We start from the raw sequence: 24,560 nt of genomic DNA, 5'->3' as shown, positions 1-24,560 counted from the left end.
CGGCAATGGATCGGACCGACCTTCCCCCTCTTCGCGAAGTCATCGCGCGGCACGGTCTGTCCGCCTCGAAGGCGCTGGGACAGAACTTCCTGCTCGACGAGCAATTGCTGGATCGGATTGCCGCCATTCCCGGCGATCTCGCCGATGCGGCGGTGCTCGAAATCGGACCCGGTCCCGGTGGCCTCACCCGCGCGCTGCTGAGAGCTGGAGCCCGCGTTTCCGCGATCGAGCGCGATGCGAGGTGCCTCCCTGCCCTTGCCGAACTCGAAGCCGCGTTCCCGGGCCAGCTTCGCATCATCGAAGGCGACGCTCTAGCAATCGATCATGCCGAGCTGATGAGCGAACCCTTTGCAGTCGTTGCAAACCTGCCCTACAATATCGGGACGTTGCTGTTCACACGCTGGCTCACACGGCCCGAATGGCCGCCAGCCTGGACCAGCCTGACTCTCATGTTTCAGCAGGAAGTGGCGCGCCGCGTCGTCGCGAAGCCCGGGTCCGGCGAATACGGTCGGCTCGCCGTGCTTTCGCAATGGCGCGCCGAGGCGAAATTGGCGATGAAAGTTCACCGCAGCGCCTTTACGCCGCCACCCAAAGTGATGAGCGCTATTGTTCATTGTCTACCCACCGAGCAACCGAATGACGTCGCGATCGCTACGCTGGAGCGTGTGACGGAAGCCGCCTTCGGACAACGCCGCAAGATGCTCAGGCAGAGCTTGAAAGGCGTATCCGGCGCCCTCGCGGCTCTTGAAACACTCGGAATAGATGAAACCCGCCGCGCGGAGACGCTGTCGGTCAACGATTTCGTCTCCGTCGCGCGTGAAATCGGCACGATTTGACACTTGGCCCTGTCGCAGTCAGTGCGGTTGCCGATGAAACAGCTTTCCAAGACAGAGACGCAGCTGCTCGAAGGCATCGATCAGAAGCGCATGCTCGAGCGGACGCAGGAATGGGCCGCTATCAATTCCGGCACTTCCAATCTCAATGGCCTGGCGCAGGTCGCCGATCGACTGGCCGATGCCTTTTCGAGCCTGCCCGGAGACGTCAATCTGCGCGAACCGGCCCGGGTAATGGTGGTGAATGCCGACGGGAAAGAGGTCGAAAAGCCGCATGGGCAGCACATGGTTTGCTCGGTCCGACCGGACGCGCAGCGCCGCCTGTTGCTGACCGGCCATATGGACACCGTCTTTCCGGCCGATCACCCCTTTCAGGAGCAGACCTGGCTGGACGACGAGACGCTGAACGGTCCCGGCACCGCCGACATGAAAGCAGGCCTTGCGATTATACTCGAAGCGCTGACAGCTTTCGAGACCAGCGATGCCGCCGCCTCGGTCGGATATGATGTCATGATCAATTCGGATGAGGAGACGGGTTCGCTCGCTTCCGCCGCGCTGATCGACGAGCTCGCGCGCGGTAAGCTTGCCGCGCTGACTTACGAGCCGTCGGCCCTGCCCGACGGAACACTCGCTCACGCCCGCGGCGGCAGTGGCAATTATGCGGTGACCTTCGCCGGACGCTCCGCCCATGCCGGTCGCAATCCGGAGGACGGGCGCAACGCTGTGGTGGCGGCGGCCGATTGCGCCGTGCGCCTGAAGGCGATGCAGCATGCAGAGCTGCCCATCAATCCGGCCAAAATCGATGGCGGCGCGGCGAATAACGTCGTGCCCGATCATGCCGTTTTGCGGTTCAACATTCGTCCGAAAAGCATCGAGGCTGGCAAACGTTTCGCGCTGGACCTGCAAGCGATGCTGGCGGAGCTCGAGAAAGCGCATGGCGTCTCAGTCCACTTGCATGGCGGCATTTCGCGGCCACCGAAACCGGTGGACGAGCGGGCGCAGAAGCTGTTCGATCTGGTGCGAGACAGCGGTGCGGCGCTTGGCCAGACAATCGGCTGGAAGAGCACGGGCGGCGTTTGCGATGGAAACAACATTGCAGCCAACCACGTGCCCGTGGTCGACACGATGGGCGTTCGTGGTGGCAAGATACACTCGCCGGACGAATTCATGATCGTCCCGAGCCTGACTGAACGCGCGCAGCTCTCCGCTGTGGTTCTCCATCGCCTGGCCACAGGAGAGGCTTTGTGAGCTTCGTGATGCGCGCTGCCACGGCAGACGATCTCCAGCCGCTCTACGAAATGGCGAAGTTGACAGGTGGCGGCTTCACGAACCTCCCACCGGATCGCGGCTCGTTGACCGGAAAGCTGGCTGGATCGGACGCTGCCTTCGCCCGTGTCGGCGATGATGTCTCGGCAGAGACCTACGTGCTGGTGCTCGAAAATACCGAAAGCGGAGACGTGCGTGGCACGTGCCAGCTCTTCACCGCGGTGGGTGACCAATGGCCATTCTACTCTTACCGCATCACGACCTTGACGCAGCACTCGCAGGAGCTCGATCGCACTGTGAAGGCGGAACTGCTTAGCCTGGTCAACGATCTGGGCGGGTGCAGTGAAGTCGGCGGACTATTCCTGCACCCCGGCGAGCGCGCAGGAGGGCTCGGCATGCTGCTCGCACGCAGCCGCTACCTCTTCATTGCCGCGCATCGGGAACGGTTTGGGGACCGCATCTTGGCTGAGCTCCGCGGAATCATCGACGAGCGCGGCGGATCGCCCTTCTGGGACGCGATAGGCGGCAAATTCTTCGGCATGTCCTTTCAGGAAGCCGACGAATTCAACGCGATCCACGGCAACCAGTTCATCGCCGACCTGATGCCCAAGCACCCGGTCTACATCGCAATGCTGGGCGAGGAGGCGCGCAAAGTCATCGGCCTGCCTCACCCTTCCGGAAGGGCCGCGATGCGCATGCTGGAGAATGAAGGTTTCGCCTATCAGGGCTTTGTCGATATTTTTGACGGCGGCCCGACCATGCTGACCCAGACCGATCGCGTGCACACTATATCGGAGGCCCATGGCGGATCCATCGAAGCGACCGATCTCGACAAAGGTGAGAAAGCGCTGATCGCTGCCGGTCGGCTCGCCGACTTCCGCTGTTGCTATGGCGCGAGAGAGCTGCGCGGCGATGGAGTCGCCATCGACGCCCAAGCAGCCGACCTTTTGCGGGTATCACAAGGCGACACCGTATGGAGCATCCCGTGATGAGCGTCGTCGAGATCAATTTCGACGGCATTGTCGGGCCAAGCCACAATTATGCCGGGCTCAGTCTCGGCAATCTCGCCGCGACGAAAAACGCTGGCGACGTCTCGCACCCGCGCGCTGCCGCGCTGCAGGGCGTTGCGAAAATGCGCCGCAACATGGCGATGGGGCTTGCGCAGGGCTTTTTCCTGCCCCTGCCACGCCCGAATGCCGCCTGGCTCGATGCGCTCTCAGCGAACGAAGCAACCGACCCGGCCCTTATCGCCGGCGCGTGGTCCGCGAGTTCGATGTGGACGGCGAACGCCGCCACGGTGAGTCCGGCGGCAGATACGGCAGACGGGCGTTGTCATCTGACCGTCGCCAACCTCGTCACCATGCCGCACCGCAGCCAGGAATGGCCGGACACGCTGGCGCAGCTTCGGCTCGCTTTTGCAAATACTGCGCATTTTGCGGTGCACGAGCCGGTTCCACCCTGCTTTGGCGATGAAGGTGCCGCAAATCATATGCGGTTTGCTTCGCAACACGGCGAAGCGGGTCTCGAAGTGTTTGTCTACGGCCGCAGCGGCGGGCCTTTTCCAGCGCGCCAGCACGAGCAGGCGAGCCGGATCGTGGCGCGCCGTCACGGCGTGGAGCATTCACTTTTCATCGAGCAGAACCCGGAAGCTATCGCCGCCGGCGCATTTCACAACGACGTGGTGGCAGTTGCCAACGAACATGTGCTTTTCACCCATGCGCAGGCCTTCGTGGATCCGCAAGGCACCTACGATGCAATCAGAGAGCGCTTTGCAGGCGTCGAGGTGGTCGAAGTACCTTCCGAAGCCGTGAGCCTTGCCGATGCTGTCGGCTCGTATCTGTTCAATGCACAACTGATCACGCCTCCCGACGGCGCGATGACGCTGGTCGTGCCGGAAGAATGCCGAGATAACGACGCCGTATGGAACTGGCTGCAGACGATGCAGGAAGGCCATGGCCCGATCAGGCGCGTCGAAGTCGTCGATGTGCGGCAGAGCATGGCCAATGGCGGCGGCCCGGCATGCCTGCGGCTTCGCGTTGTCGCCGATCCGCTAGCCGTGGATCCGCGCTTCGTTCTCGATAGCGAGAAGGCCGACCGGATCGAGGCGGTGATCGAGCAATGGTGGCCGGAAAAGATCGCTGCGGCGGATGTGGGGGACGATCGGCTTGCCGACACCGTGCAGACGGCTCGTGCGAAACTGCTGGAAGCGCTCGAACTTTCCGGACTTCTTTGAAAACCGACACTTGGCGTCGATTTGCTTTACAGGCGGAGCCAGCTTAACCATGCACAATCGCGGAACTGCGTGCTTGGCACGCCATTTGCTCTGTGGGTCGTTAAGAAAGGTTTCGCATGTTTCGCAAGGTCGCACGGCTGTTCGTAATCAAGACGCGCTGGGAAGCGTTTCTCATCATCTACGCCCTCGCTTTGGGCGCGACGAGCCGCGGGGCACAATATCTCGAGCAGTTCCCCGGCTGGGGCGGATACGCACTGTTCCTGGCCTGCACCGGTGCGGTATTCCTCGCAGGCGCGAAAATTCTCGACGCATTGCGATACGAAAAGGCAGAGCGGAAAACCGCGCCAGTTGAATAGAAGGGTAAGGTGAGGGTTTCTGTTGCTAGCTACCCTCGGAGCCCCGGAATCCGCTTCTGTTGCCCGGTGGGTCCAACCGCGCTTTAACTTTGTAAATTCAGTCCGTTAGGACATCACATTACGCAGCAATAGCGAGTGCTTCGTTATCGTTGGCACTTGTGTGTTTTGAACAGTTTTGCGGGATACTCAGCCCGGGCAAAAACACCGTCTTTCAGCACACGTCGATCCTGGTTCGGCCCCGTCAGAAGTGGCGAAAACCCGCCATTTTTGGTGGAGCCGCCGGGTACTGCCCCCGGGTCCGCTGTACCTATTGCACGGCGCAATTTATCGCCATAGCCCGCCGAAACGGGCCATGTCGATATAGGTGAGCCGACCCGGTTTGTGAAGTCCCGCAAGGGGCAGGCAAGGGACAGCAAGGGGCACATGTCCTTCCGTGCCCTCCCCAGATCGCCCGATCAGGGCCGCTTTTTCAGCTCGTCGCGAATTTCCTTGAGCAGGTCGATCTCGCTCGGGCCGCTTTCCTCTTCGGTTTTCTTCTCTTCGAATTCCGCCATCACCTTTTTGGCGTAGCGGACCAGCAGGAAAATGATGAAGGCGAGGATCAGGAAATTGATGATCGCGGTGATGAACGCGCCGTAGCCGATCATCGCTGCGCCGGCTTCTTTCAGGGCCGCGTAATCGCTGGTCGACCCGGCATAGCCTTCCGGCGTGCCGAGCAGGATGAAATAGTTGGAGAAATCCGCGCCGCCGAAAATCGCGCCGACGACCGGCATTATAATGTCGTCGGTCAGCGAGGTGACGATCGCGCCGAATGCCGCCCCGATGATGACAGCCACGGCCAATTCCATGACATTGCCCTTGGCGATGAATTCCTTGAAATCGTTCAGCATCGGCGTCCCTCCCGAGTTGATTGTCGTTAATGTCTGCCAAAAACCAAAACTGGGCGCAAGCACGCGGCTTTGCCTTGTGCCAAACGTCAGCCGTGCTATATAGGCAACACACCACGGATTGGAGGAACTTCGCATGCTCGCTCGCCCACTCGCTTCCCTTGCCAGGCTCATGGCCCTCGTGATCGGCAGTCTTGTCATCGCCTCGTGTGGGATCAATTCCGTGCCCGCCGCCGAAGAGGCTGCGAAGGCGCAGTGGGGTAATGTCGAGAGCGCGCTGCAACGGCGCAGCGATCTGATTCCGGGTCTGGTCGAAGTCGCGCAGGCCGAAGCCATTTCGGAGCGGAACATCCTGACCGAAGTGATCGACGCCCGCGCCAGAGCCACGGCGATCAACATAACGACGGACGATCTTTCCAATCCCGAGACGTTCCAGAACTTTCAGGCCTCGCAGAACCAGCTGACGCAGGCGCTCGGCCAGCTGCGCACGGTGATCGAAAGCTATCCCGAAATCAGCAGCAGCGCCGCATGGTCGGATCTGCGCGTGGCCCTCGATGAAGCGAACAATCTCGTGAACACCGAGCGCGTTCGGTACAACGAGTTGGCGCGGGACTATAACACCGAAATCCGCACCTTTCCGTCCACCATCGGCGCCAACATCATTCACGGCTCCGAGCCGCTGGAATATTTCGAGGCGAGCGACAGCGAGAATCCCGATGTCGATCTCTCGCGCATCATTGACGAGGGTCAGGGCAGCGACACGCCTGCCGCCAGCAACGACAACACGCAAGAGGACCGCGCCGCGGCTGCCAACTGAGCAGTCCGGTGACCTCTAGACTACGCTCCATCGCGCTGACACTGGCGGCGCTGCTGGCCGCCATCGCCCTGCCCGCGGCGGGGCAGACTTACGACTTTCCGGAGCGCCCGGATGGCCCTGTCTATGACGGAGCGGATATTCTGTCGGCTGCGACGGAGGCCGATCTCGATCGGCGGCTGAGCGATTACAATCGCGAAACGGGCAATGCCATCATCGTCGCGACGGTGCCGTCTCTGAACGGCTCAAATATCGAACCCTATGCGACGGCGCTGTTTGGCGAGTGGGGCATTGGCGGCGAGCAGCGCGATACCGGACTGCTCCTTCTGGTGGCACGGGATGACCGCAAGATGCGCATCGAGGTCGGCTATGGGCTGCATCCCTATTTCGGCGGCATCATGGCCGGCCGCGTCATCAACAATGTCATCACGCCGCGTTTCAAGGCGGGGGATTTCGATGGCGGCGTCACGCAGGGTGTGGACGCCATCCTGGATCACCTCGCCAACAGTCCCCAGGATGCGATCGCCATCGAAGAGGCGGCAGAGGCCGCCGCACAGAACCAACGGCGCAGCGAGGGCGGCTTTCCCATCGGCACGCTGATCTGGCTTGGCTTCATATTCTTCTTCTTCGTCCTGCCCATGCTCGGTGGACGCGGTCGCAAGCGGCGCTATCGCCGCGGCGGCATGGGCGGCGTCGTCGGCGACATCATTCTGTGGGAAGCGGGCAAGGCAATCGCGCGCGGCCTTTCTGATGGCGATGATTGGGGCGGCGGTGGCGGCTGGGGCGGAGGCGGCGGTTTCGGCGGCGGCGGTGGAGGCGGCTTTGGCGGCTTCGGCGGCGGCATGTCGGGCGGCGGCGGCGCGTCGGGAGGCTGGTGATGGCGTATCTGAGCGAAGAGAAACACAAACTCGTCTCCGGTGCGGTCAGTCAGGCGGAAAGCACCACCAGCGGTGAGATCGTGCCGGTTATCGCCGATGCGTCCGACAGTTACACCGATGTGGCGCTGACCTGGGCGGCGGCGGTGGCCTTTACCGCGATGAGTCTGTTCGCCGCTTTCCCGCAGCCCTTCCTCGATTTCTGGGACGGGGCATTCGCCGGTTGGGGCCATGAATGGTCAACCGGAGAACTTGCCAGCATGACCATCGCGCTCGGCCTGATCGCCTTCGTGTCAACATGGGCGTTGTTCCTGATCCCGGCCCTGCGTTTCGCCCTTACACCCGCCCCACTGAAGGCGCAGCGCGTTCGCCGCCGAGCCGTGCGCCATTTCAAGGTGGGCGCGGAGGGCCGCACGCATGGCCGTACCGGCGTGCTGCTGTATCTTTCCATGCGCGAGCACCGCGCCGAAATCGTCGCCGACGAACCGATCGCGGTGAAAGTGCAGGCCGAAGTCTGGGGAGAGGCGATGGCCGACATGCTTGCGGAAATCCGCAAGGGCTGCATCGCCGAGGGGATTGCGGCGGGCGTTCGCGACGTAGGCGTCGTGCTGTCCGAGCATTTCCCGCGTGGCAGCGAGGACAAGAACGAACTGCCCGATCGCTTGATCGAGCTCTGACCCTCCGATAGCGCCCCACCAATGCCCACACCCGATGCCGATGCGCCCGAAGAGATCGTCTGGAAAGGCGACTGGATCACCGCGAAAAAGCGGGGCCGCTGGGAATATGCGACGCGCAATGAAAACGTCCGCGCGGCGGTGATCCTTGCCGTGGAGGATGGCCACATCCTGCTGGTCGAACAATATCGCGTGCCGCTGGGCTGCCGGTCCGTGGAACTCCCCGCCGGGCTGATCGGCGATGACGATGGGGGAGAGAACGACGATCCTCTGAGCGCCGCCAAACGCGAACTGGAAGAAGAAACTGGCTACCGCGCAGAGTGCTGGGAAGAAATCGGCGATTTCGTGTCCTCGCCAGGAATGATCGATGAGGGCTTCACGCTGCTGAAGGCGACCGGCCTATCGAAAGTCGGGCCGGGAGGCGGCGTGGGCGGTGAAGACATTACCACGCACCGCGTCGGTCTGTCCGACTTTCCCAGGGTTATTGCAGATTTCCGCGATAGGGGCGTGGCTATCGACACGCGCATGCTCGTGGCGCTCGGCCCGCATCTGCTCGGCTGACTCTTCGAAGCGACCCGAAGGGCATCGCGGCCGGAGAGGTGGGATGGAGGGAGCGAGGCGAGAGGGGGAGAACAGCCCCGCGCGTCCGGCTGCGATGCAGGTTCGGCTTACGCCGTTGGTGCATAAACAAAAGATAGGCTTTGTGCCGTGCGAGCGCGTGGCGGCTTCAGACGCCCGCTTCGACCGCCAGGCGGATCATGTCCGCGCTGCTTTGCGCGCCGAGCTTTTCCATCGCCAGGCCCCGATGCATCTTGACCGTCTTTTCCGACAGACCGAGTTCGTAGGCGATCTGCTTGTTGCGCAAGCCTGCGGCAACCATCTGCAGCACCTCGAACTGGCGCTTTGAGAGGTCTTTCAGCTTCTCCGCAGCGCGTGCGCGGCGCGTGACCATGGGGCTTTCCGCACCTTCCTCAAGCTCGATCTGAGAGCCATGGAAATAGGCCAGCTCGCCATCGTCATCGAAAACCGGCGCAACGACGACGGCGTTGCGGAAAGGCGTGCCGTCCTTCTTGTAATTGAGTATTTCGACCAGGACCGCCTTCTGCTCACGCACACCTTCGCGGATCGCCTCGGTCAGCCAGGGCTCAGTGCCGGGGCCGGACAGAAAACGGCAATTGCGGCCGATGATCTCTTCCTCTGAATAGCCGGTCAGATCGATAAAGGACTGGTTGCATGCAATCAGCGGATTGTCCGGCAGGCGCGGATTGCTGACGACCGACGCGATCGGACTGTGACAGATCAGATCCCGAGCTTCCGGGTCCGCCGTGTAAATGTCTCCATGCTCCACAAAGCGCTGTCTAGCGGCCTCCTGCGCGCAAGGCAAAGGCCTTTGCGCGCTCGCATGGGGACAGTCAGTCGCGCTCTTCACGCAGTCGCGCCCGTCCATCCGCCACTTCGATGCGCATATCGGCATAGCCCACGGCGTTGAGCGAATGAGAGACCATCAGGATGATGCGCTGGCCGATGCTCTCGCGCAGGTTGCCGATGATGCGCCGCTCAAGCTCCGGATCCATGGCCGAAGTCGCTTCGTCCAGCACGAGCAGGCTGGCGGGGCGCAGCAGCGCGCGGGCGATGCAGAGGCGCTGGCGCTCTCCGCCCGACAGGCGCGCGCCACCATCGAGAAGCTCCTCATCCAACTGCGTCGGCAGGCGCCGCACCAGCTCTGCCGCAGCGGCTTGCTCGAGTGCATCCCAGATCGCCGCGTCGGTTGTATCGAGATTGGGCCAAGTCAGGTTTTCTCGCACCGTGCCGTCGAACAGGAACGGCTCCTGCGGCGCAAATGAGACCTGCTGTTGCCATGCGGGCCGCGTGTCCGCAGTCAGCTCCACACCGCCGCGCGAAAGCGATCCGGTTGCGGGCAGATGCAGCCCGGCCGCCAGCTCCACCAGCGAGGATTTGCCCGCCCCCGAAGGTCCGCCGACATGGACGAGCATGCCCGGCGCGATCTTGATTTGCGGCGTCGAGACGAGCGTGATGCGCGCGCCATCCTCGTTGACAACTTCGACGCTCGCTTCTTCGAGCGTGAGGCCGGCATCCGTGGCAATCGAGGCGCGAATGCGCTCGCCGTCCCCGCTGGCGACGGCCATGCGCGCAACGAGCTCATCCTCAACGGCGCGTATCGCCTCGAATGCGGGCAAGGCATGCGCCATCTGCTGGAGATTCGAGAAAGTGCCGACGAGACTCGGCGCGAGGCGCAGGACGATTGCGGCCATTACGAGTAATTCGCCGCCCGACAGGTCGAGCAGGCCGTAACCGCCGAGCAAGACTGCCATGGCGCCGAATGCGCCCGCAATCTGGACCGCGTTGCGCAAACGCGCCTGCTGCGCGACAAACTGCACGTCGAGCGCGCGCGTTTCGGCGATGGATTGGGCGAAGCGTGCGCTCAGCTCGTCTTCCGCCCGAGTAGCCTTTGCCGCTTTCAGCCCGTCCAGGAAGCGGGTCGTTTCATCCATGGCGACGGTGTTGGCGCGCGTCAGCTGGCGACCGAGACGATGGCTTCGGCGAGTCCAGAGGACTGCGCTGACCATTCCGATTGCCGCAAGCAGCAGCATCGCCAGCCCCAGCATGGTGTCCATCACGAAGGCCGCGACCAGATAGGCCAGGCCCATCGCCAGTGTGATGGCTCCCATGGAAAGCGCGTGAACGATCATTGCCAACCGGCCGATATTGATCGTCATCGTGTTGAGCAGCTGCGACTTGCGATAGGTCTTGATGACGGGCCAATCGCTGCGAGCGAGCAGGGCGAAGAAGTCGCGCCTGATATGATCCACGAACCCCTGCGAAAGCTCCGCCATCATGACGTCGCGCCGCATCAGGATTAAAGCGCGCAATATCGCCAGAAGCAGGAACCCCGCACCGATCAGCGCCAACTGGCTCGTCACGCTGCGAAAGCCCCAGCTTTCCAGAAGCGCGACCAGCTTTGCTGTCAGCCCATCCTGCGCCGTCCCGTCGGAGAAAAGAACTTCGACCACCGGCAGGATGAGGACGAGCCCCACGCCTTCCAGCAACGCCGCGGCAAGCACGACGGCGCCTGTCGTCAGCAGCGTCCAGCCCGCGTATTGCCCGATGGCGCGCATCAGCTGCCGCATGGCGGCCCCCGGCGCGAGAGTGGCGTCAGTGTCGATCGTGTGGGCCCCGTGCCTCAGGTGAAAGCCGGCGCGCGAACGCAAGGTGATCGTCCTTCACGGCTCCGCCGGTGACGACTCGGTCGCCGACCATCAGCCAGGCATGAAAACGGTGCGGATCATCGCCTTGCGCGGGGCGCGTGCCGATGACGGTGCGCGATGGGATGCCACGCCGCGCCAGCACCCAGCGAGCCGCCATCGCGCGCGGCAGGCACAGCGCCTCAAACCAAACTCTCGACCCGACACGTTCGACTTGCCGCCCGATGTCGCTCGCCTGTTCGAGCATCGCCAGCGACAGGCCGGCGCCGTCCTGCGCATGCCCCTCTCCGTCGATCGGCCCGAGCAACCCGCGCCATCGTCTGAACGACACGAATCTGACCAGCACGCGCGCCCAGGCGAGCGACAGCGTGATCTCGGTGAAGAGGATCAATCGTTGGAAGCGGCGACTGGGCGACATGCGAGTGCATCACCTACCAGAACTGCCAAAGACATGGCGATGCTGCGGCGCCGCCTCAGTCCTCCCACCAATAGGGCGCGCGGCGCGTATTTCCGGTGACGACTTCGTTCAACGTCGCCGCGTCGTATGCGCGCCCGCCGAGTACGACCGTCTGCACCGTTTCGGTGTTGCGGATATTCTCCAGCGGATTGCCGGTGAGGATCACCATGTCGGCGAGCTTGCCGACTTCAAGCGAGCCGATTTCCGCATCCATGCCGAGCGAGCGCGCCGGGGCGATGGTCGCGGCTTCGAGCACTTGCAGCGGCGTCATGCCGCCACGCGCGAAGCTCCACATTTCCCAATGCGCGTCGATCCCCGCCTGCTGGCCGTGGCCGCCGATGGAAACCTCCACACCGCGCTCGGCCAGTTTGGCGGCCTCGCGCGCGATATCGTCATCGACGAAATCGCCTTCGGGCGCGGTTGTACGGCGGGCGTTCTGCGCGCGCAGGATACGCGGCGGCGTGTGCGCCATCAGCAGCGGCTGCGCGAAGACATCGGTCGCCTGCCGCCAATACGGATCGCCTGCCAGGCCGCCATATCCCACCACCAGCGTCGGCGTGTAATTCGTGTCCGCCGCTTCCATGAACTGCAGGACGTCTTCGTAGATATACTCGACAGGCAGATTGTGCTCGAGGGTCGAATTGCCGTCGGCAACGAGGTTCAGATCCATGCCGTAGAGCGAGCCGCCCTCGGCCACGACGAGCATGTTTTCGCGCCGTGCGGCTTCCACCACCATCTGCCGCTGATCGCGCCGTGGCTGGTTGTAATTCTTGACGCTGGGCGCACCTTCCGCGCGCAGGCGGCGGACGTGATCGAGTGCATCTTCGAGACTGTCGATCTGCGCATAGGCGTAGGGATTGCGCGCCCCGTAGATGATGCGCCCGGTCGAGAACATGCGCGGCGCGAGCAGCTGGCCCGTGCGCTGCATGTCCTCGGCCACGAAAAACGGGCTGTCGCTGGAGGGATCGTGGATGGTCGTCGTGCCAAGCGCGAGAACTTGCTGCAGGCTCCAATTCTGCTGCGGAACGACGCCATCGGCATCAACCGGGCCGTGCGCATGGGCGTCGACGAAACCGGGGACCACGGTTCGCCCGCTCCCATCGATGGTCGGCGTGCCAGGCGGGATGCTGATCTGCGAGGCTGGGCCGATGGCGGCGATGGTGTCGCCATTCACCAGCACCGTGCCATTCTCGATGATGCCGCCATCCTCGCTCGCCATCGTAACAATGCGCGCACCGGTGATGGCGAGCATGCCCTCATGCTGATCGGCAGCGACGCGGCGCAGCATGGAAACGCCGTTGGTGGGCTGGACATAGCCCGCGCGATCCTCGCCCTCGGCCGGTGGCGCGGAAGGGAGAAGCTGCGATGTTGCGGCGGTGTAGAGCGTCGGACCCAGCGACCAGTGCAGTCGCTCCCCGCCGCTCGCCCAGTGCACGAAATCGGCTCCTGAGTCCGAAACCTCGACCACCGGTAGCGCATTGGCCGAACCCGATACGCTCACCGTCTGCCCGCCGGGCATGAGCGGCATGGCGAAGGCGTCGTAATTCTCGGTGAACGCAACGTGGCGACCGGTGGGCGACACGTGGTAACTGGTGACCAATTCGCCGGTCGCATGGGTGCGCACAGCCTCGCCATTCAGGTCGGTCGAAACGAGGACCTGCGAGCCGCCCTCGCTGCCCGTCATGTAGATGCGATCATTCGCCGCGCCGAAATGCGGGCGGGCATGCTCGCGGCTCACCAGCGTCATCGCGCCGCCATCGGCAGACATGCGGTAAACGCCTGAATTGTCGCTATATTCCGGCGCAGTCAGATAGCCGCCCTCGCCCTTCTCGAACACGATGGTGCGGCCATCGGGAGAGAATTCGGGGCGAGCGTAATGGCCCGGCTGACTGGTCACTGCGCGATCGTTCCGCCCGTTCGGCGCGGTGGTGCGGATCTGGCCGAGCCCGGCATCGGTCCAGCGAACATAGACGATGCGCTCACCATCGCGGGACCAGCTGGGAAAGAGCTCGCGCGCATCCTCGCCGTCGCTGGTTAGACGCCGCATTGCGCCGCCGCCTGCGGGCATGGTGTAGAGACGGCCGAGGCTTTCGAAAACGACCGTGCGCCCATCCGGGGACACTTCGGCGAACCGCGGCATGGTGACATCCACCGTGTCGCTCGCCACCGGAATGCGTGGATGCGGCGCAGGCAGGATACCGCGCGTATCGCTAACCGCAAAGGGGATTTCCGCAAGGTTTGAGCCGTCCGCATCGATGCGCCGGATCTTGCCGCCTGCCCAGAAAACGATGGAGCGGCTGTCGGGCGTCCAATCCATATTGGGATAGACGCCGGTGACGGCCCAGGTCTCCTGCACGTCGCGATCCAGATCGTCATAGATGCGCCGTTCCTCACCGGTCGCAATATCGCGCACGTAAAGGCCGGAATTGATGTTCTCGCGCTGCACGAAAGCGATCATCGTGCCGTCCGGCGAGGGCGCCGGACGCACCGCGCCTCCAAGTCCGCCGACTGCTGTGGTGATTTCTCCGGTCTCTATGTCGTAGCGCTCGATATTGAATAGCTCGCTATTGGAGTCCTGCGCATAGATAAAGGTGCCGCCGGGCGTGACGTTGCGGGTGTAGTAGATGGCGCTGCCATCGGGCGCGTAAGTCGGTTCGCCCAGCTCCTTCTGGTGCTGCTCGTTCGGGCGCTCGACCAGCTGCACACCGCCACCGCCGCTGATGTGGTAGAGCCACACCTCGCCTGTGCCGAGGCTGCGACCGGTCGTGAAATGCTTCTTTGCCGCGATGAACTGACCGTCCGGTGACCAGGTCGGCTGATTGAGCAGTCGGAAATCCTCATCAGTCAGCTGGCGCTTGTCCGTGCCGTCGGCATTCATCAGCCAGATATTGTCGCCACCGCCACGGTCCGAGGTGAAGGCGATCCGGCTGCCATCGGGGGAGAAGCGCGGTTGCACTTCCCAGGCCAGCCCTTCGGCAATGCGCGTCGGCGTGCCGCCGGTGATTGGCATGGTGTAGATATCGCCGAGCAGCGAGAATGCGACCATGCGCCCGTCGGGCGAGACGTCGACATCCATCCACGTGCCCTCGTCCACGCTGATCGGCACCTGCGTTACCCCAACGCCGGGCGGATTGTTCACATCCCAGTCGCCGCTGTCGATGGCCGGATCGGCATTGGCGACCTGTGCGGTTTCGGCCGACTGCCCCGGTGCCGGATCAGCGGGTGGGGCAACGCGGGTGTTCTCGTCCTCGGTCACCTCCGTCTCTTCCGGCGGCTGCGCCTGATCGGCGGGCGGCTGGACCTGCGCTTGCGCCGTGCTGGCGAGCGCGAGGAGACTGGAGGCGGCGAGAAGCGAGAAAGTGCGGAGCATCGGCAATCCGTTTCATCTGAAAGAAACCGCCTTCATACCGCGCGAAGGGCGCAGCGCAATGCGGCTACCAATCGACCTTCGGGAAATTGGTGGCGCAGGCAGCCAACATCTGCTGCGTGATGGCCGGATCGGCCGCACTGCCACCGGGCGGCAGCGGCTGCATCTTCGTGGGCGGAGGAAAGGTGCCGTAACCTGCGAATAGCGCGTGCCAGCTCATCGGCGCATAGGCCTGCACCTTGTAATTCTTCGCATTGGCGTCGGCGATATCCTGATGCGTGAACCACGCGGTGAACATCGCCTTCAGCCCGTCGGAGAGGTTCTGGTTGGCCGCATTGTCGCGCCAGAACTGCGTATCGCTGCGCTGGTTCAGCCGATAATGGCCGACGATGTAATCGCGGATCGCTTCGTATCGGGCGGCGATATTGCGATTGAACGTGTCCCGATGCTGCGGGGTGTACCCACCCTGCTCGAACGCTTCGGCGAATTCCAGCGCAGTGGCGATGACGATATGGAGCGCAGTCGCTTCGAGCGGCTCTATGAAGCCCTGCGCCAGCCCCGCGGCAAGGCAATTGCCGCGCCAGCTGTTTGCCATGCGCCCCACTTTCATCTGCAGGAAGCGCGGTGCCACCTCGTCCGGTGACAGACCGACCGCCGCGAACAGTTCCGCAGCAGCATCCTCGTCCGAGATATAGCGCGAGGAATAGACGTAGCCATTGCCGGTGCGCGTGGTGAGCGGGATGCGCCAGCGCCAGCCATTCGACATGGCCACCGCCTCGGTCTGTGGGCGGAAGGTTTCGACGCGCGGGGTGGGTGCCACCACGGCTCGATCGGCGAAGAGGTTTGCGGCGAAACTCAGGAACTCGCCACCCAATGCCTCGCCCGCGATCAGCGCGCGAAAGCCTGAACAATCGACGAAGAGGTCGCCGTTTACGCGCTTTCCCCCTTCGCAAAGCAGCGCGGCCACTTCGCCCACCCCTGCCAGCTCGACCTGCTCGACCTTGAGCGAGAGATGCTCGACCCCGCGCGCCACTGCCCAGTCGCGCAGGAACGCGCCCAGTTTGTAGGCATCGAAATGGTAGCCATAGCTTGGCGCGAACGGGAAGTTCTCGCCAGGATGCGGCGCCCGTCCAGTCTCGGCCAAAGTGGTCGCAAGGAACCAGTCATCGGGATGCGCAGGCACGGTGAAGCCGCGGCGCGCGAGCATGCAATTATGCGTGAAGCTTGGCTCGGAATGCAGGTCCACCGGGCCGGGGAACGGATGGAAATAGCTGTCGAAGCCTTCGCGCTCGCTCCAGCCCGTAAACCGGATGCCCAGCTTGTAGGTGGCATCGCAGGCTGCCATCCATTCCGCCTCGGCGATGCCGAGATGGTCGAACATGGCCTTGAGTTGCGGGGTCGATCCCTCGCCCACGCCGATGATGCCGATGTCCGGACTTTCGACCACCGTCACCCGCCCACCCCGCGCGCGCCAGCGGTGGTGGAGCAGGCAGGCGGTGATCCATCCGGCGCTGCCACCGCCGAGGACTACGATATGCGGCGGCGTGGCCTCGGTCATTCCTCTGCCAATAGCCAAGTGAAGATTTCGGGCAAGCGCGCCGCCCACGCATTCTCCTCATGCTCTGCACCGTCATATTGCTCCGAACGGAAGTCTTCGCCTTCCACCCAGCCCTCAGCGCGGAAATCCTCGTCGATCGCCGCCTGATAGGGCGGGTAGAAGGCATCGAGCGTCGCCGTGCCGTGGTCCATCCAGATGCGACGACCGGCAGGAGTGCCGAGATTTTTGGCGAGATATTCGCTCCAGATGCCGAGGACCTCCGTGCGCCGCGCATCGGCAGCTTCCGGCATGATAAGAGGCCAATGCGAGCTGACGCAGGCGGCCCGGCCGAACAGGTCCGGTCGCTCGACGATCGCCCAGCACGACATGATCCCGCCCATGCTCGAACCGGCGATGGCGGTATCGGCGGGTCCGGTCAGCGTCCGAAACTCGGCGTCGATCTGAGGTTTCAACTCATCAGCGATCCACTCGAGATAGCGCTGCGAAACCACGGGCCCGCCAGCCAGCTCCGCGATTGCTTCCGCAACCTCCCCTTCCGCCTTTTCGGGCGCAAAAGCGGGCAAATACTGCCGATAACGATCTTCGCCCGGCGGCCACATGCCCACGATGATATGCGGCTCCGCCACGCCGCTGGCGGCAGCCTCCAGCATCGCCTTGTCCGCAGCCCAGACCTTGTTGAAATTGCTGACCGCCGGATCGAAGAGGTTGTGCCCGTCATGCATGTAGAGCACCGGATATCGGCGCGCGCCATCGTCATAGCCGGGCGGCAGCCAGATCGTCAGCCGCTGGTCGGGCAGTCCCTCGACCGTGAACGGTCCGCGTTCCACGAAGCGCCCCTCACCCGCTGGAACGCCGGTGCTCGCGCAGGCGGCGACCAGCAGCGCTCCGAGCGCGGCGAAGAGCCGTGCGATCACTCGCCCGCCGGCACCAGTTCGACCGCGAAGCCGCCTGCGCGGCCCATATGCAGATCGAGAGTGGAGCCGCGCTGCACACGCACTTCGCGCACCGTCATGTCGTGGCGATCCTCGCCAAGGCCATCGGCAGCGGGGCCGTCTTCCCAGACGGTCGCGACATAGTCGGTATCCGCCGGCAGGAAGTCGAGCGACACCGTGACATCGCGCGGCATTTCGTCGGTGACGCCGCCAAGGAACCAGCTGTCATCCTCTCGCACCTGCCGCGCGATCACGGCGTATTCTCCAACGCTCCCTTCGATCAGACGGCTGTCTTCCCAATCGACCGCTACGCGGCGCACGAAATCGAGCGCACGCGGATAGGCGGCGAGGTTCTCCGGCAAGTCCGCGACCATCTGGATCGGCGAATAGATCGCGATGTAGAAGGCCAGCTGCCGCGCTAGGGTCGATGGCAGGTCCGGCTCGGTCGCGCCGCGCCCTTCGAGCGAGAACACGCCGGGCGTGTAGTCGAACGGGCCGGACAGCATGCGGGTGAAGATCAGCTCCGGCACGTGGCCCGGATCGTTCTTTGGTACTGCCCACGCATCGTATTCCGCCCCACGTGCGCCCTCGCGGCTCACCCAATTGGGATAGGTGCGGCGAAGGCCCGTATCCTTGATCGGCTCGTGCGGATTGACTGCGATGCGGTGCTCGGCTGCCTCCTGCACTACGCGCAGGTGATGGTTCACCATTTCCTGCCCATCGTGCCAGACGAACGTCTCTCCGCCCTCGCCATCGGGCGCGATCACGCCGCCCGCATCGGCGACATAGCCGCTCTTGACCGCATCGATGCCCAGGCTCTCGTAGAAGGCCATCGCGGCGTCGAGCTGGCGTTCATAGACGTCGATATTTCCCCCCGTTTCGTGGTGGCCGATGATGTGGACGCCGCGGTCTTCGGCGTATTCGGCGACCGCCTCGATATCGAAATCGGGATAGGCCTGGGTGAAGCTGAATTCACGCCCATTGCCGAACCAATTGCCGTCCCAGCCCAAGTTCCAGCCTTCGATCAGGACGCCCCGAAAACCGTTCTCGGCAGCGAAGTCGATCGCTTCGCGCGCACGCTCGGTGGTTGCGCCATGCTTCTCACCCGACGCCCAACTGTGGGTGTCGAGATGCATTTCCCACCAGATGCCGATATACTTGTGCGGCTCTACCCAGCTCACATCGCCCAGCGCATTGGGCTCGTTAAGATTCAGGATCATGGCGCTTTCGAAGAGACCAGCCGGCCCGTCCGCGATCTGAATCGTGCGCCACGGTGTATGGAACGCGCCTTCGCGAACGACCTTCGGCCCGCGCGGGCTGGGCGCGAGCTGGGCGCGGAAGCGTGTGCCTTCCATGCGCCGCAGCCACATGCCGGAATAATCGACTAGCGCTGCCTCGTGGAAGGAGATGTGCGTGCCGCTCTCCAGCACCATCGTGACGGGCGTGTGCACCGTTCCCAGCGCGCTGATCGGTGTGCGCTCATAGAGATATTCGTAGCGATTCCAGTCGCCTGCCGGAATCGACCATGCCTCGCCATCGCTGGCAATGCGGAATTCGGTCAGCTCCTCCGCGATATTCGCGACGGGCTGGCTGGCCTGCTCGGGAAATTCTGTGCGGAAGCCGATGCCATCGTCGAACACCCGCATGCGGACGGTCATCTCGCGCGCGTCGTCGTCGCGCTGGCGGAAGGTGACGGCGAGCTCGTTATGCTCGTCGTCGATCAGCCGTCGCTCGCCCCAGGGCTGCTCCCATTGCGTATCGACGCTGTTCGTCTCCTGCGCGACGACCTCGAAATTGCGCCGCATCGGGTCGGCATCAGTGAAGTTGAACCCGATGGTGGAGCGCTCGATGATCGGCTCCCCGTCGAATGTCACGGTGTAAGCCGGAATGCCCTCTCCATCGGCCTCCAGCGTGGCGACGATGCGGCCATCGGGGGAGGAAACGCTCTGCGCCGCGGCGGTGGTGGACAGCAAAAGGGTGGCGAGGGACAGGGCGGGACGAAGAAGGGTCATGTTTTCACCACTATGGCTGCGAAGGGGGGAAGTTTTTCAAGTGTAGCACCGTTGACGGACGCGAGCGTTTCGCCAGTCGCGTCGATGGCGATGTTCTCGTCGCCGAGATTGGCGAAAACGCGGATCGTCTTACCTTTGGCGCGGCGTTCGAGGCTGAGCAGGTTGCCGTGCACTTCGCAGCTGGCGACTTCGCCGTGATGCAGCGCCGGGTGAGCGTTGCGAAGTGCGAGCATGTTGCGGGTATGAGCGAGCAAAGAGCCGCTATCGGCCTCCTGCGCTTCGACCGCGCGGGCGAGGTTCTCCTCGCCGACCGGGAGCCATGGCGTATCGCTGCCGAAGCCGCCGCAGCCGCATTCCGCTTCCCACGGCATCGGGGTCCGGGCGCCGTCGCGGCTGAGGGTGAGTGGCCAGTTGGCGATCGCTTCGGGATCGTGGAGCTGGTCGAACGGAATCTCGACCTGGGTCAGGCCGAGCTCTTCACCCTGATAGAGGATGATATTCCCGCGAAGGCAGGCCAGCAGGAGCATCTTGAGCCGGGCGAAGGCCTTGCGATCCTGCGGCTCGCACCAGCGGCTGAGCGCGCGGGGCGCATCGTGGTTCTCGAAGGCCCAGCTCGGCCAGCCCATGCCCAGCTCGTCCGGCCATTGATTGAGCGCGCGGCAAATCAGATCGGGGGTCAGTTTCTCCGCATAAAGAAAGTCGAAGCCATAGGCGGAGTTCAGGTGCTCCTCGCCGCTTGTGAACAGCTTCATCTCCCGGTCGGCATCGTCTCCGCCCACTTCGGCGACCGTGAAGGTGCCGTCATATTCATCGGTCAGCGCGCGAATGCGCTCGATGAATTGCGGGATATCCGGATGCGACTGGTTGTGGATGCGCAGCTGGAAATCGAAGGGGCGCGTGCGCTGACGATTGGTGTCCGGCGCGGGCGGATTATCGCGCAATTGCGGATCATGCATCGCGAAATTGAGCGCGTCGATGCGGAATCCGTCAACGCCGCGGTCCAGCCAGAAGCGCATGACACCCAGCACCGCATCTTGCACGTCGCGATTGTGCAGATTGAGCTGCGGCTGGCTCGCGAGGAAATTGTGCAGATAATACTGGCCGCGCCGCGCGTCCCACGTCCAGGCTGGTCCGCCGAAGACGCTCTGCCAGTTCGACGGCGGCGAGCCATCGGGCTTGGGGTCGGCCCAGACATACCAGTCGGCCTTCGCATTGTCGCGGCTGGCGCGACTTTCGGCAAACCAGGGATGCTCGTCCGAACTGTGCGAATAGACCTGGTCGATCAACACTTTGAGGTCGAGCGCGTGCGCCCGCGCGACCATAGCGTCGAAGTCTTCCAGTGTCCCGAAGATGGGATCGACATCGCGATAGTCCGCCACATCGTATCCAAAATCCTTCATCGGGCTGGTGAAGAAAGGGCTGATCCAGATTGCATCGACGCCGAGCGAGGCGACGTGATCCAGGCGCGAGGTGATGCCCGGCAGATCGCCGATCCCGTCGCCATTGGAGTCCATGAAGCTGCGCGGATAGATCTGGTAGATCGCCGCGCCCTTCCACCAGGGCAGGGTTTCGCCCGCTCGGCTCATTCGGCAGTCTCGCTGACCCGGCACACGGCCCAGCCGAAAGCAGGCACGCTGAACGCGGCGCTGCCGGGTGCAGTGACGGCGGCGGGGCAAGTGCCCGCGAGCGTTTCAAAGGACCGGGCATCATAACCGAGCATGACATTCGCATCGCGCGCCTGGCCTGACGTGTTGAACACGGCGAGATATTCTGTGCCGTCACCGGGATCGAACCTGCTTACCGCGAAGATACCCGGCTCCTCCTCATAATGGCGAAGGGTCTGTAGACCGCGAAGCAGCGCCGGATGCGCGCGTCGTAGAGCGGAAAATTCACCGATCAGGCGATAGAGCGGGTGGTTCGTGTCGAAATTCGCATCCGCCGTCGTCGCATCGGTGCCGATGAGGTCGTTGTCATTGTATTCGGCGGTGCGGCTCGGGAAGAGCGGCTCACGCGCCATCTGGTCGTTGCCGTCGCCGACAAAGCCCTGCTCAGCGCCGTAATAAATCGTCGGCGAACCGCGCAGCGACAGCATCATCGCATGGCCGAGCATCACGCGGCTCAGCAGTTCGTCCTGCGAAATCTCCGGTATGTCCTGCTTGATGAGGGTCGAGAAGCGCCCGAAATCGTGGTTGCCGAGAAAGGTCGGCAGGTTGAGCGCGGCATCCGGCCCGCCCTCGTACAGCCAGTCGCCGTCGAACAGGCGGTTCAGCACCGCTGTTCCCTGCCCGCGTCCGAGCACCTCGCGCATGGCGGAGGCAAAGGCGAAATCGAGAACGGCGGGTAGCTCGTCCCGGCGCGTATATTCCGCGATGTAACCGGCGGTCGGTTCCTCGGCGAAAACCTCTCCGAACATATGAAAGTTGGGGATGTCTGCCGCTTCGGAGCATTGCTCGAGCGCGGGCACGAATTCGCGCCAGAAACCGGGATCGACATGGCGCGCGGTATCGATGCGGAACCCGTCGACGCGCGAGGTGGTAACCCAGTTGCAGAAGATCTCGATCATCCCGGCACGCACGCGGGGATGCTCCGTAAAAAGGTCGTCCAGCCCGACGAAATCGCCGAAGCGGCTGCTCTCGCCGGTAAAGGTCGTGTCGCCGCGATTGTGGTAATAGATCGGATCGTTGAGCCAGGAGGGCACTTTCACATTGCGCTCGGCTTCCGGCACGACGGGCGTGTAGGCATAGGTCGGATCGACGAGCCGGGCGAAGTTCGCCTCGCTGCTGTCCTCCGGCCCGGTGAAACCCGGATTGATGGGCTCGCCATCCACGCCGCCACGGCGCGAATAGGGAAAGTCGCCCTGGTTGCGATAGACGTAGCCTGTCGCATCACCCTCTTCATAACGGATGACGTCGGCTGTGTGGTTGGTGATGATGTCCATGTAGACCTTCATGCCGCGCGCATGTGCCGCTTCGACGAAGGCGGTGAATTCTGCCAGCGTCCCGAAATGTCCGTCGGGCCGTGTAAAATCGGTCACCCAGTAACCGTGATAGCCCGCGCTCTCGTCTCCGGGAGGGCCCTGCACCGGCTTGTTCTGGAAGATCGGCGCGAACCAGATCGCGGTGACGCCGAGGCCTTGGATGTAGTCGAGCCGCTGGGTCAGGCCCGCCAGATCGCCCCCCTGATAGAAACCGCGCGCAGTGGGATCGTACCCGGTGACCAACCGATCGCCCGAGAAATCGCCGGTGTCGTTGGTCGGATCGCCATTCTCGAACCGGTCGGGCAGGACGAAATAGATGATCTCTTCGCTGGGCGCGCGCTGGAGATACGACGTGTCGCTCGCGGCAGCGGGAGCCGCCGGTGCCGCGTCCTGCGCCGTTGCGCATCCGGGCAGCATGCCTGCCGCAAGTGCCAGGCCGAGCGCGCGGGTTATGGTCGATGCGGGTTTCATGCAGGTAACTCCTGAGGGGTGCGGGTGCCGATTGTCGATTTGATCACGTCGATGTGATGCGCCATCGGCCTGACCTCGGCGGCGATGGCAGTTTCGGTCTGCTCGAGAAGCTGGCGAAGCTGCGGCTCCGGCAAGGCGTCGGCGATGGGATTGCGACCCTGTGCCTCCACCCCCTGCCCGGCAAAGACCTGGAACCAGGCGACTTCGGTAAAGAGCTCTTCATGCTCGCGGTGAATGTGCCCGTTGGCGCGCCAGGCCTCGATCTTGGCCTGCAGCGTATCGGGCAGCTCGATGGCGCGCATGTGATCCCAGAAAGGCTGACCCTCGCGCGCATTCGCAGTGTAATGCAGGACGAGGAAATCGCGAATGCGCTCCCACTCGAAGCGGGACTGTGCGTTGAACCAATCCCGCGTTGCTGCGCCCCCACGCCCGTTCGGCAAGACGGAGAGAAAGCGGCTGATCGCGCTCTGGATCAAGTGGATGCTGGTCGATTCCATCGGCTCCATGAAGCCTGCCGACAGGCCGACAGCGAGGCAATTGCCCTTCCAGTGTGCGCGGCGCGTGCCGGTGGTGAAGCGGATGGGGCGGGGATCGCCGAGTGGCTTGCCATCGAGATTGGCGAGCAGCATTTCGGACGCTGCATCGTCCTCCATGAAACGCGAGCAATAGACGAGGCCATTGCCGATGCGGTGCTGGAGCGGGATGCGCCATTGCCAGCCCGCCGCACGCGCAGTGGCGCGGGTGTACGGCGTAAACTCTCCGCCATTCTCGCAAGGAACGGCCACGGCACGGTCGCAGGGCAGGTATTCGCTCCAATCGTCGAAGCCCGCTGCCAGCGCGCCCTCGATCAGCAGGCCGCGAAAGCCGGTACAGTCGATGAAGAAATCGCCTTCGATCCGCTCTCCGCCGTCCAGTTCGAGCGCAGCGATATCGCCGCTTTCGCCATGCTGCGCGACGTTGGCGATCTTGCCCTCGACGCGCCGGACGCCGCGCCCTTCTGCGAATGCGCGGAGAAAATCGGCGTAGAGCCCCGCGTCGAAATGGAAGGCGTAGGGCATGGGCGGCCCGTTCTGCGTCGGGCCGCGGTGCATGCGGATGGCGCGCGCCGCCTGTTCGTTCAGCGCATATGCCGCGGTCGGCTTGGCAATGCCAAGAGCCTGTGCGCGAAGCCAGTATTGGTGGAAAGGCATGAGCCCATGCCCGCGCCCGACAGAACCGAAGGCGTGCATGTACGCCTCGCCTTCGCGCAGCCAGCCGTCGAATTCGATGCCGAGCTTGAAACTGCCCTTCGTGGCGCGCAGGAAATCGCCTTCGTCTAGGCCGAGCGCCCGATTGAACAGGTGGATCTGCGGAATGGTCGCCTCGCCCACGCCGACCGTGCCGATGGCATCGCTTTCGACCAGCGTGATCGACGTGCCCGGTGGAGCGAAGCGCGCGAGCGCAGCTGCACTCATCCACCCGGCGGTGCCACCACCGGCGATTACATAGCGGGTTGGAGAACTCTCCGTCATAATATCGCCTGTTTGCCTGCCGGGCGGCCGATTGCCGCCCGGAACAGGTCAAGCAGGTCCGGGCGGCAAGTCAAACCGGCGGGAAGCAAAAGGGAGGAGCTGCTCCCCGCCGG

The 24,560-nt window shown here is 63.7% G+C and carries 20 protein-coding genes and 1 other RNA gene; 9 read left to right on the top strand and 12 right to left on the bottom strand.

All coding sequences use genetic code 11. The annotated features are described in order from the left end of the window. Window positions 1-5 precede the first annotated feature (5 nt). The 5 genes from rsmA (at window position 6) to D6201_RS01075 (ending at window position 4,688) form a co-directional block, all read left to right on the top strand. On the top strand, window positions 6-836 hold the full coding sequence (gene rsmA, locus D6201_RS01095) for a 16S rRNA (adenine(1518)-N(6)/adenine(1519)-N(6))-dimethyltransferase RsmA (protein ID WP_120047028.1): 831 nt from the start codon (window positions 6-8) through the stop codon (window positions 834-836). Between the two features lie 33 nt (window positions 837-869). Next, the gene (locus D6201_RS01090; protein ID WP_120047027.1) at window positions 870-2,081 is read left to right on the top strand and encodes a hydrolase; all 1,212 of its coding nucleotides are present in this window, start codon (window positions 870-872) and stop codon (window positions 2,079-2,081) included. Next, window positions 2,078-3,088 carry an arginine N-succinyltransferase gene (locus D6201_RS01085; protein ID WP_120047026.1) on the top strand — a complete coding sequence of 337 codons (1,011 nt, stop codon included), beginning with the start codon at window positions 2,078-2,080 and terminating at the stop codon, window positions 3,086-3,088. Before D6201_RS01090 ends, D6201_RS01085 begins: the two co-directional genes overlap by 4 nt. Next, window positions 3,088-4,332 (top strand): N-succinylarginine dihydrolase, encoded by a 1,245-nt coding sequence (locus D6201_RS01080; protein ID WP_120049116.1) that lies wholly within the window; start codon window positions 3,088-3,090, stop codon window positions 4,330-4,332. Before D6201_RS01085 ends, D6201_RS01080 begins: the two co-directional genes overlap by 1 nt. A gap of 116 nt (window positions 4,333-4,448) precedes the next feature. Next, a complete protein-coding gene (locus D6201_RS01075) occupies window positions 4,449-4,688 on the top strand; it encodes a hypothetical protein (protein ID WP_120047025.1) in 240 nt (79 codons plus the stop codon). A gap of 45 nt (window positions 4,689-4,733) precedes the next feature. On the opposite strand, the gene ssrA is transcribed toward D6201_RS01075, so the two are convergent. Both ssrA and mscL read right to left on the bottom strand, forming a co-directional pair. Then, window positions 4,734-5,078, bottom strand: a transfer-messenger RNA (tmRNA) gene (gene ssrA / locus D6201_RS01070). 65 nt (window positions 5,079-5,143) lie between these two features. After that, window positions 5,144-5,578, bottom strand: a complete 435-nt coding sequence (gene mscL / locus D6201_RS01065) for a large conductance mechanosensitive channel protein MscL (RefSeq protein ID WP_120047024.1) — start codon at window positions 5,576-5,578, stop codon at window positions 5,144-5,146. A 133-nt stretch (window positions 5,579-5,711) separates the two neighbouring features. Between mscL and D6201_RS01060 the strand changes: the two genes are divergently transcribed. The 4 genes from D6201_RS01060 to D6201_RS01045 are packed head-to-tail and all read left to right on the top strand — an operon-like array spanning window position 5,712 to window position 8,499. Then, complete coding sequence (locus D6201_RS01060) at window positions 5,712-6,392, top strand: LemA family protein (RefSeq protein WP_242447382.1); 681 nt, start codon at window positions 5,712-5,714, stop codon at window positions 6,390-6,392. An 8-nt stretch (window positions 6,393-6,400) separates the two neighbouring features. After that, window positions 6,401-7,267, top strand: a complete 867-nt coding sequence (locus D6201_RS01055; protein WP_242447381.1) for a TPM domain-containing protein — start codon at window positions 6,401-6,403, stop codon at window positions 7,265-7,267. Then, a complete protein-coding gene (locus D6201_RS01050; protein WP_120047022.1) occupies window positions 7,267-7,941 on the top strand; it encodes a TPM domain-containing protein in 675 nt (224 codons plus the stop codon). The genes D6201_RS01055 and D6201_RS01050 overlap by 1 nt, the downstream gene beginning before the upstream one ends. A 21-nt stretch (window positions 7,942-7,962) precedes the next feature. Continuing rightward, window positions 7,963-8,499: an NUDIX hydrolase gene (locus tag D6201_RS01045; RefSeq protein ID WP_120047021.1), complete on the top strand. Its 537-nt coding sequence runs from the start codon at window positions 7,963-7,965 to the stop codon at window positions 8,497-8,499. Between the two features lie 166 nt (window positions 8,500-8,665). Here the strand turns inward: D6201_RS01045 and D6201_RS01040 are convergent, their stop codons facing one another. The 10 genes from D6201_RS01040 to D6201_RS00995 all read right to left on the bottom strand — a co-directional run bounded on the left by D6201_RS01040 (window position 8,666) and on the right by D6201_RS00995 (window position 24,447). Further along, window positions 8,666-9,286: a LuxR C-terminal-related transcriptional regulator gene (locus D6201_RS01040; RefSeq protein WP_242447380.1), complete on the bottom strand. Its 621-nt coding sequence runs from the start codon at window positions 9,284-9,286 to the stop codon at window positions 8,666-8,668. Window positions 9,287-9,350: 64 nt separating this feature from the next. Then, window positions 9,351-11,087, bottom strand: coding sequence for an ATP-binding cassette domain-containing protein (locus tag D6201_RS01035; RefSeq protein WP_120047019.1), 1,737 nt, complete (start codon window positions 11,085-11,087; stop codon window positions 9,351-9,353). Between the two features lie 25 nt (window positions 11,088-11,112). Next, window positions 11,113-11,553: a lasso peptide biosynthesis B2 protein gene (locus D6201_RS01030; RefSeq protein ID WP_165853466.1), complete on the bottom strand. Its 441-nt coding sequence runs from the start codon at window positions 11,551-11,553 to the stop codon at window positions 11,113-11,115. Window positions 11,554-11,635: 82 nt separating this feature from the next. After that, the gene (locus tag D6201_RS01025; protein ID WP_120047017.1) at window positions 11,636-14,989 is read right to left on the bottom strand and encodes an amidohydrolase family protein; all 3,354 of its coding nucleotides are present in this window, start codon (window positions 14,987-14,989) and stop codon (window positions 11,636-11,638) included. 64 nt (window positions 14,990-15,053) lie between these two features. Continuing rightward, complete coding sequence (locus tag D6201_RS01020; protein WP_120047016.1) at window positions 15,054-16,544, bottom strand: tryptophan halogenase family protein; 1,491 nt, start codon at window positions 16,542-16,544, stop codon at window positions 15,054-15,056. Further along, the gene (locus tag D6201_RS01015) at window positions 16,541-17,458 is read right to left on the bottom strand and encodes an alpha/beta hydrolase (RefSeq protein ID WP_242447379.1); all 918 of its coding nucleotides are present in this window, start codon (window positions 17,456-17,458) and stop codon (window positions 16,541-16,543) included. The genes D6201_RS01020 and D6201_RS01015 overlap by 4 nt, the downstream gene beginning before the upstream one ends. Next, window positions 17,455-19,488 (bottom strand): glycoside hydrolase family 97 protein, encoded by a 2,034-nt coding sequence (locus D6201_RS01010; RefSeq protein ID WP_120047015.1) that lies wholly within the window; start codon window positions 19,486-19,488, stop codon window positions 17,455-17,457. The genes D6201_RS01015 and D6201_RS01010 overlap by 4 nt, the downstream gene beginning before the upstream one ends. Then, the gene (locus D6201_RS01005) at window positions 19,485-21,074 is read right to left on the bottom strand and encodes an alpha-amylase family glycosyl hydrolase (RefSeq protein WP_120047014.1); all 1,590 of its coding nucleotides are present in this window, start codon (window positions 21,072-21,074) and stop codon (window positions 19,485-19,487) included. The genes D6201_RS01010 and D6201_RS01005 overlap by 4 nt, the downstream gene beginning before the upstream one ends. After that, window positions 21,071-22,936 carry an alpha-amylase family glycosyl hydrolase gene (locus D6201_RS01000; RefSeq protein ID WP_422664689.1) on the bottom strand — a complete coding sequence of 622 codons (1,866 nt, stop codon included), beginning with the start codon at window positions 22,934-22,936 and terminating at the stop codon, window positions 21,071-21,073. Before D6201_RS01000 ends, D6201_RS01005 begins: the two co-directional genes overlap by 4 nt. Continuing rightward, window positions 22,933-24,447 (bottom strand): tryptophan halogenase family protein, encoded by a 1,515-nt coding sequence (locus D6201_RS00995; protein ID WP_120047013.1) that lies wholly within the window; start codon window positions 24,445-24,447, stop codon window positions 22,933-22,935. Before D6201_RS00995 ends, D6201_RS01000 begins: the two co-directional genes overlap by 4 nt. Between the last annotated feature and the right edge of the window lie 113 nt (window positions 24,448-24,560).

This window comes from Aurantiacibacter aquimixticola, from assembly GCF_003605475.1.
Taxonomy (GTDB): domain Bacteria; phylum Pseudomonadota; class Alphaproteobacteria; order Sphingomonadales; family Sphingomonadaceae; genus Alteraurantiacibacter; species Alteraurantiacibacter aquimixticola_B.
This window is presented reverse-complemented; position numbering and strand designations above follow the sequence as displayed.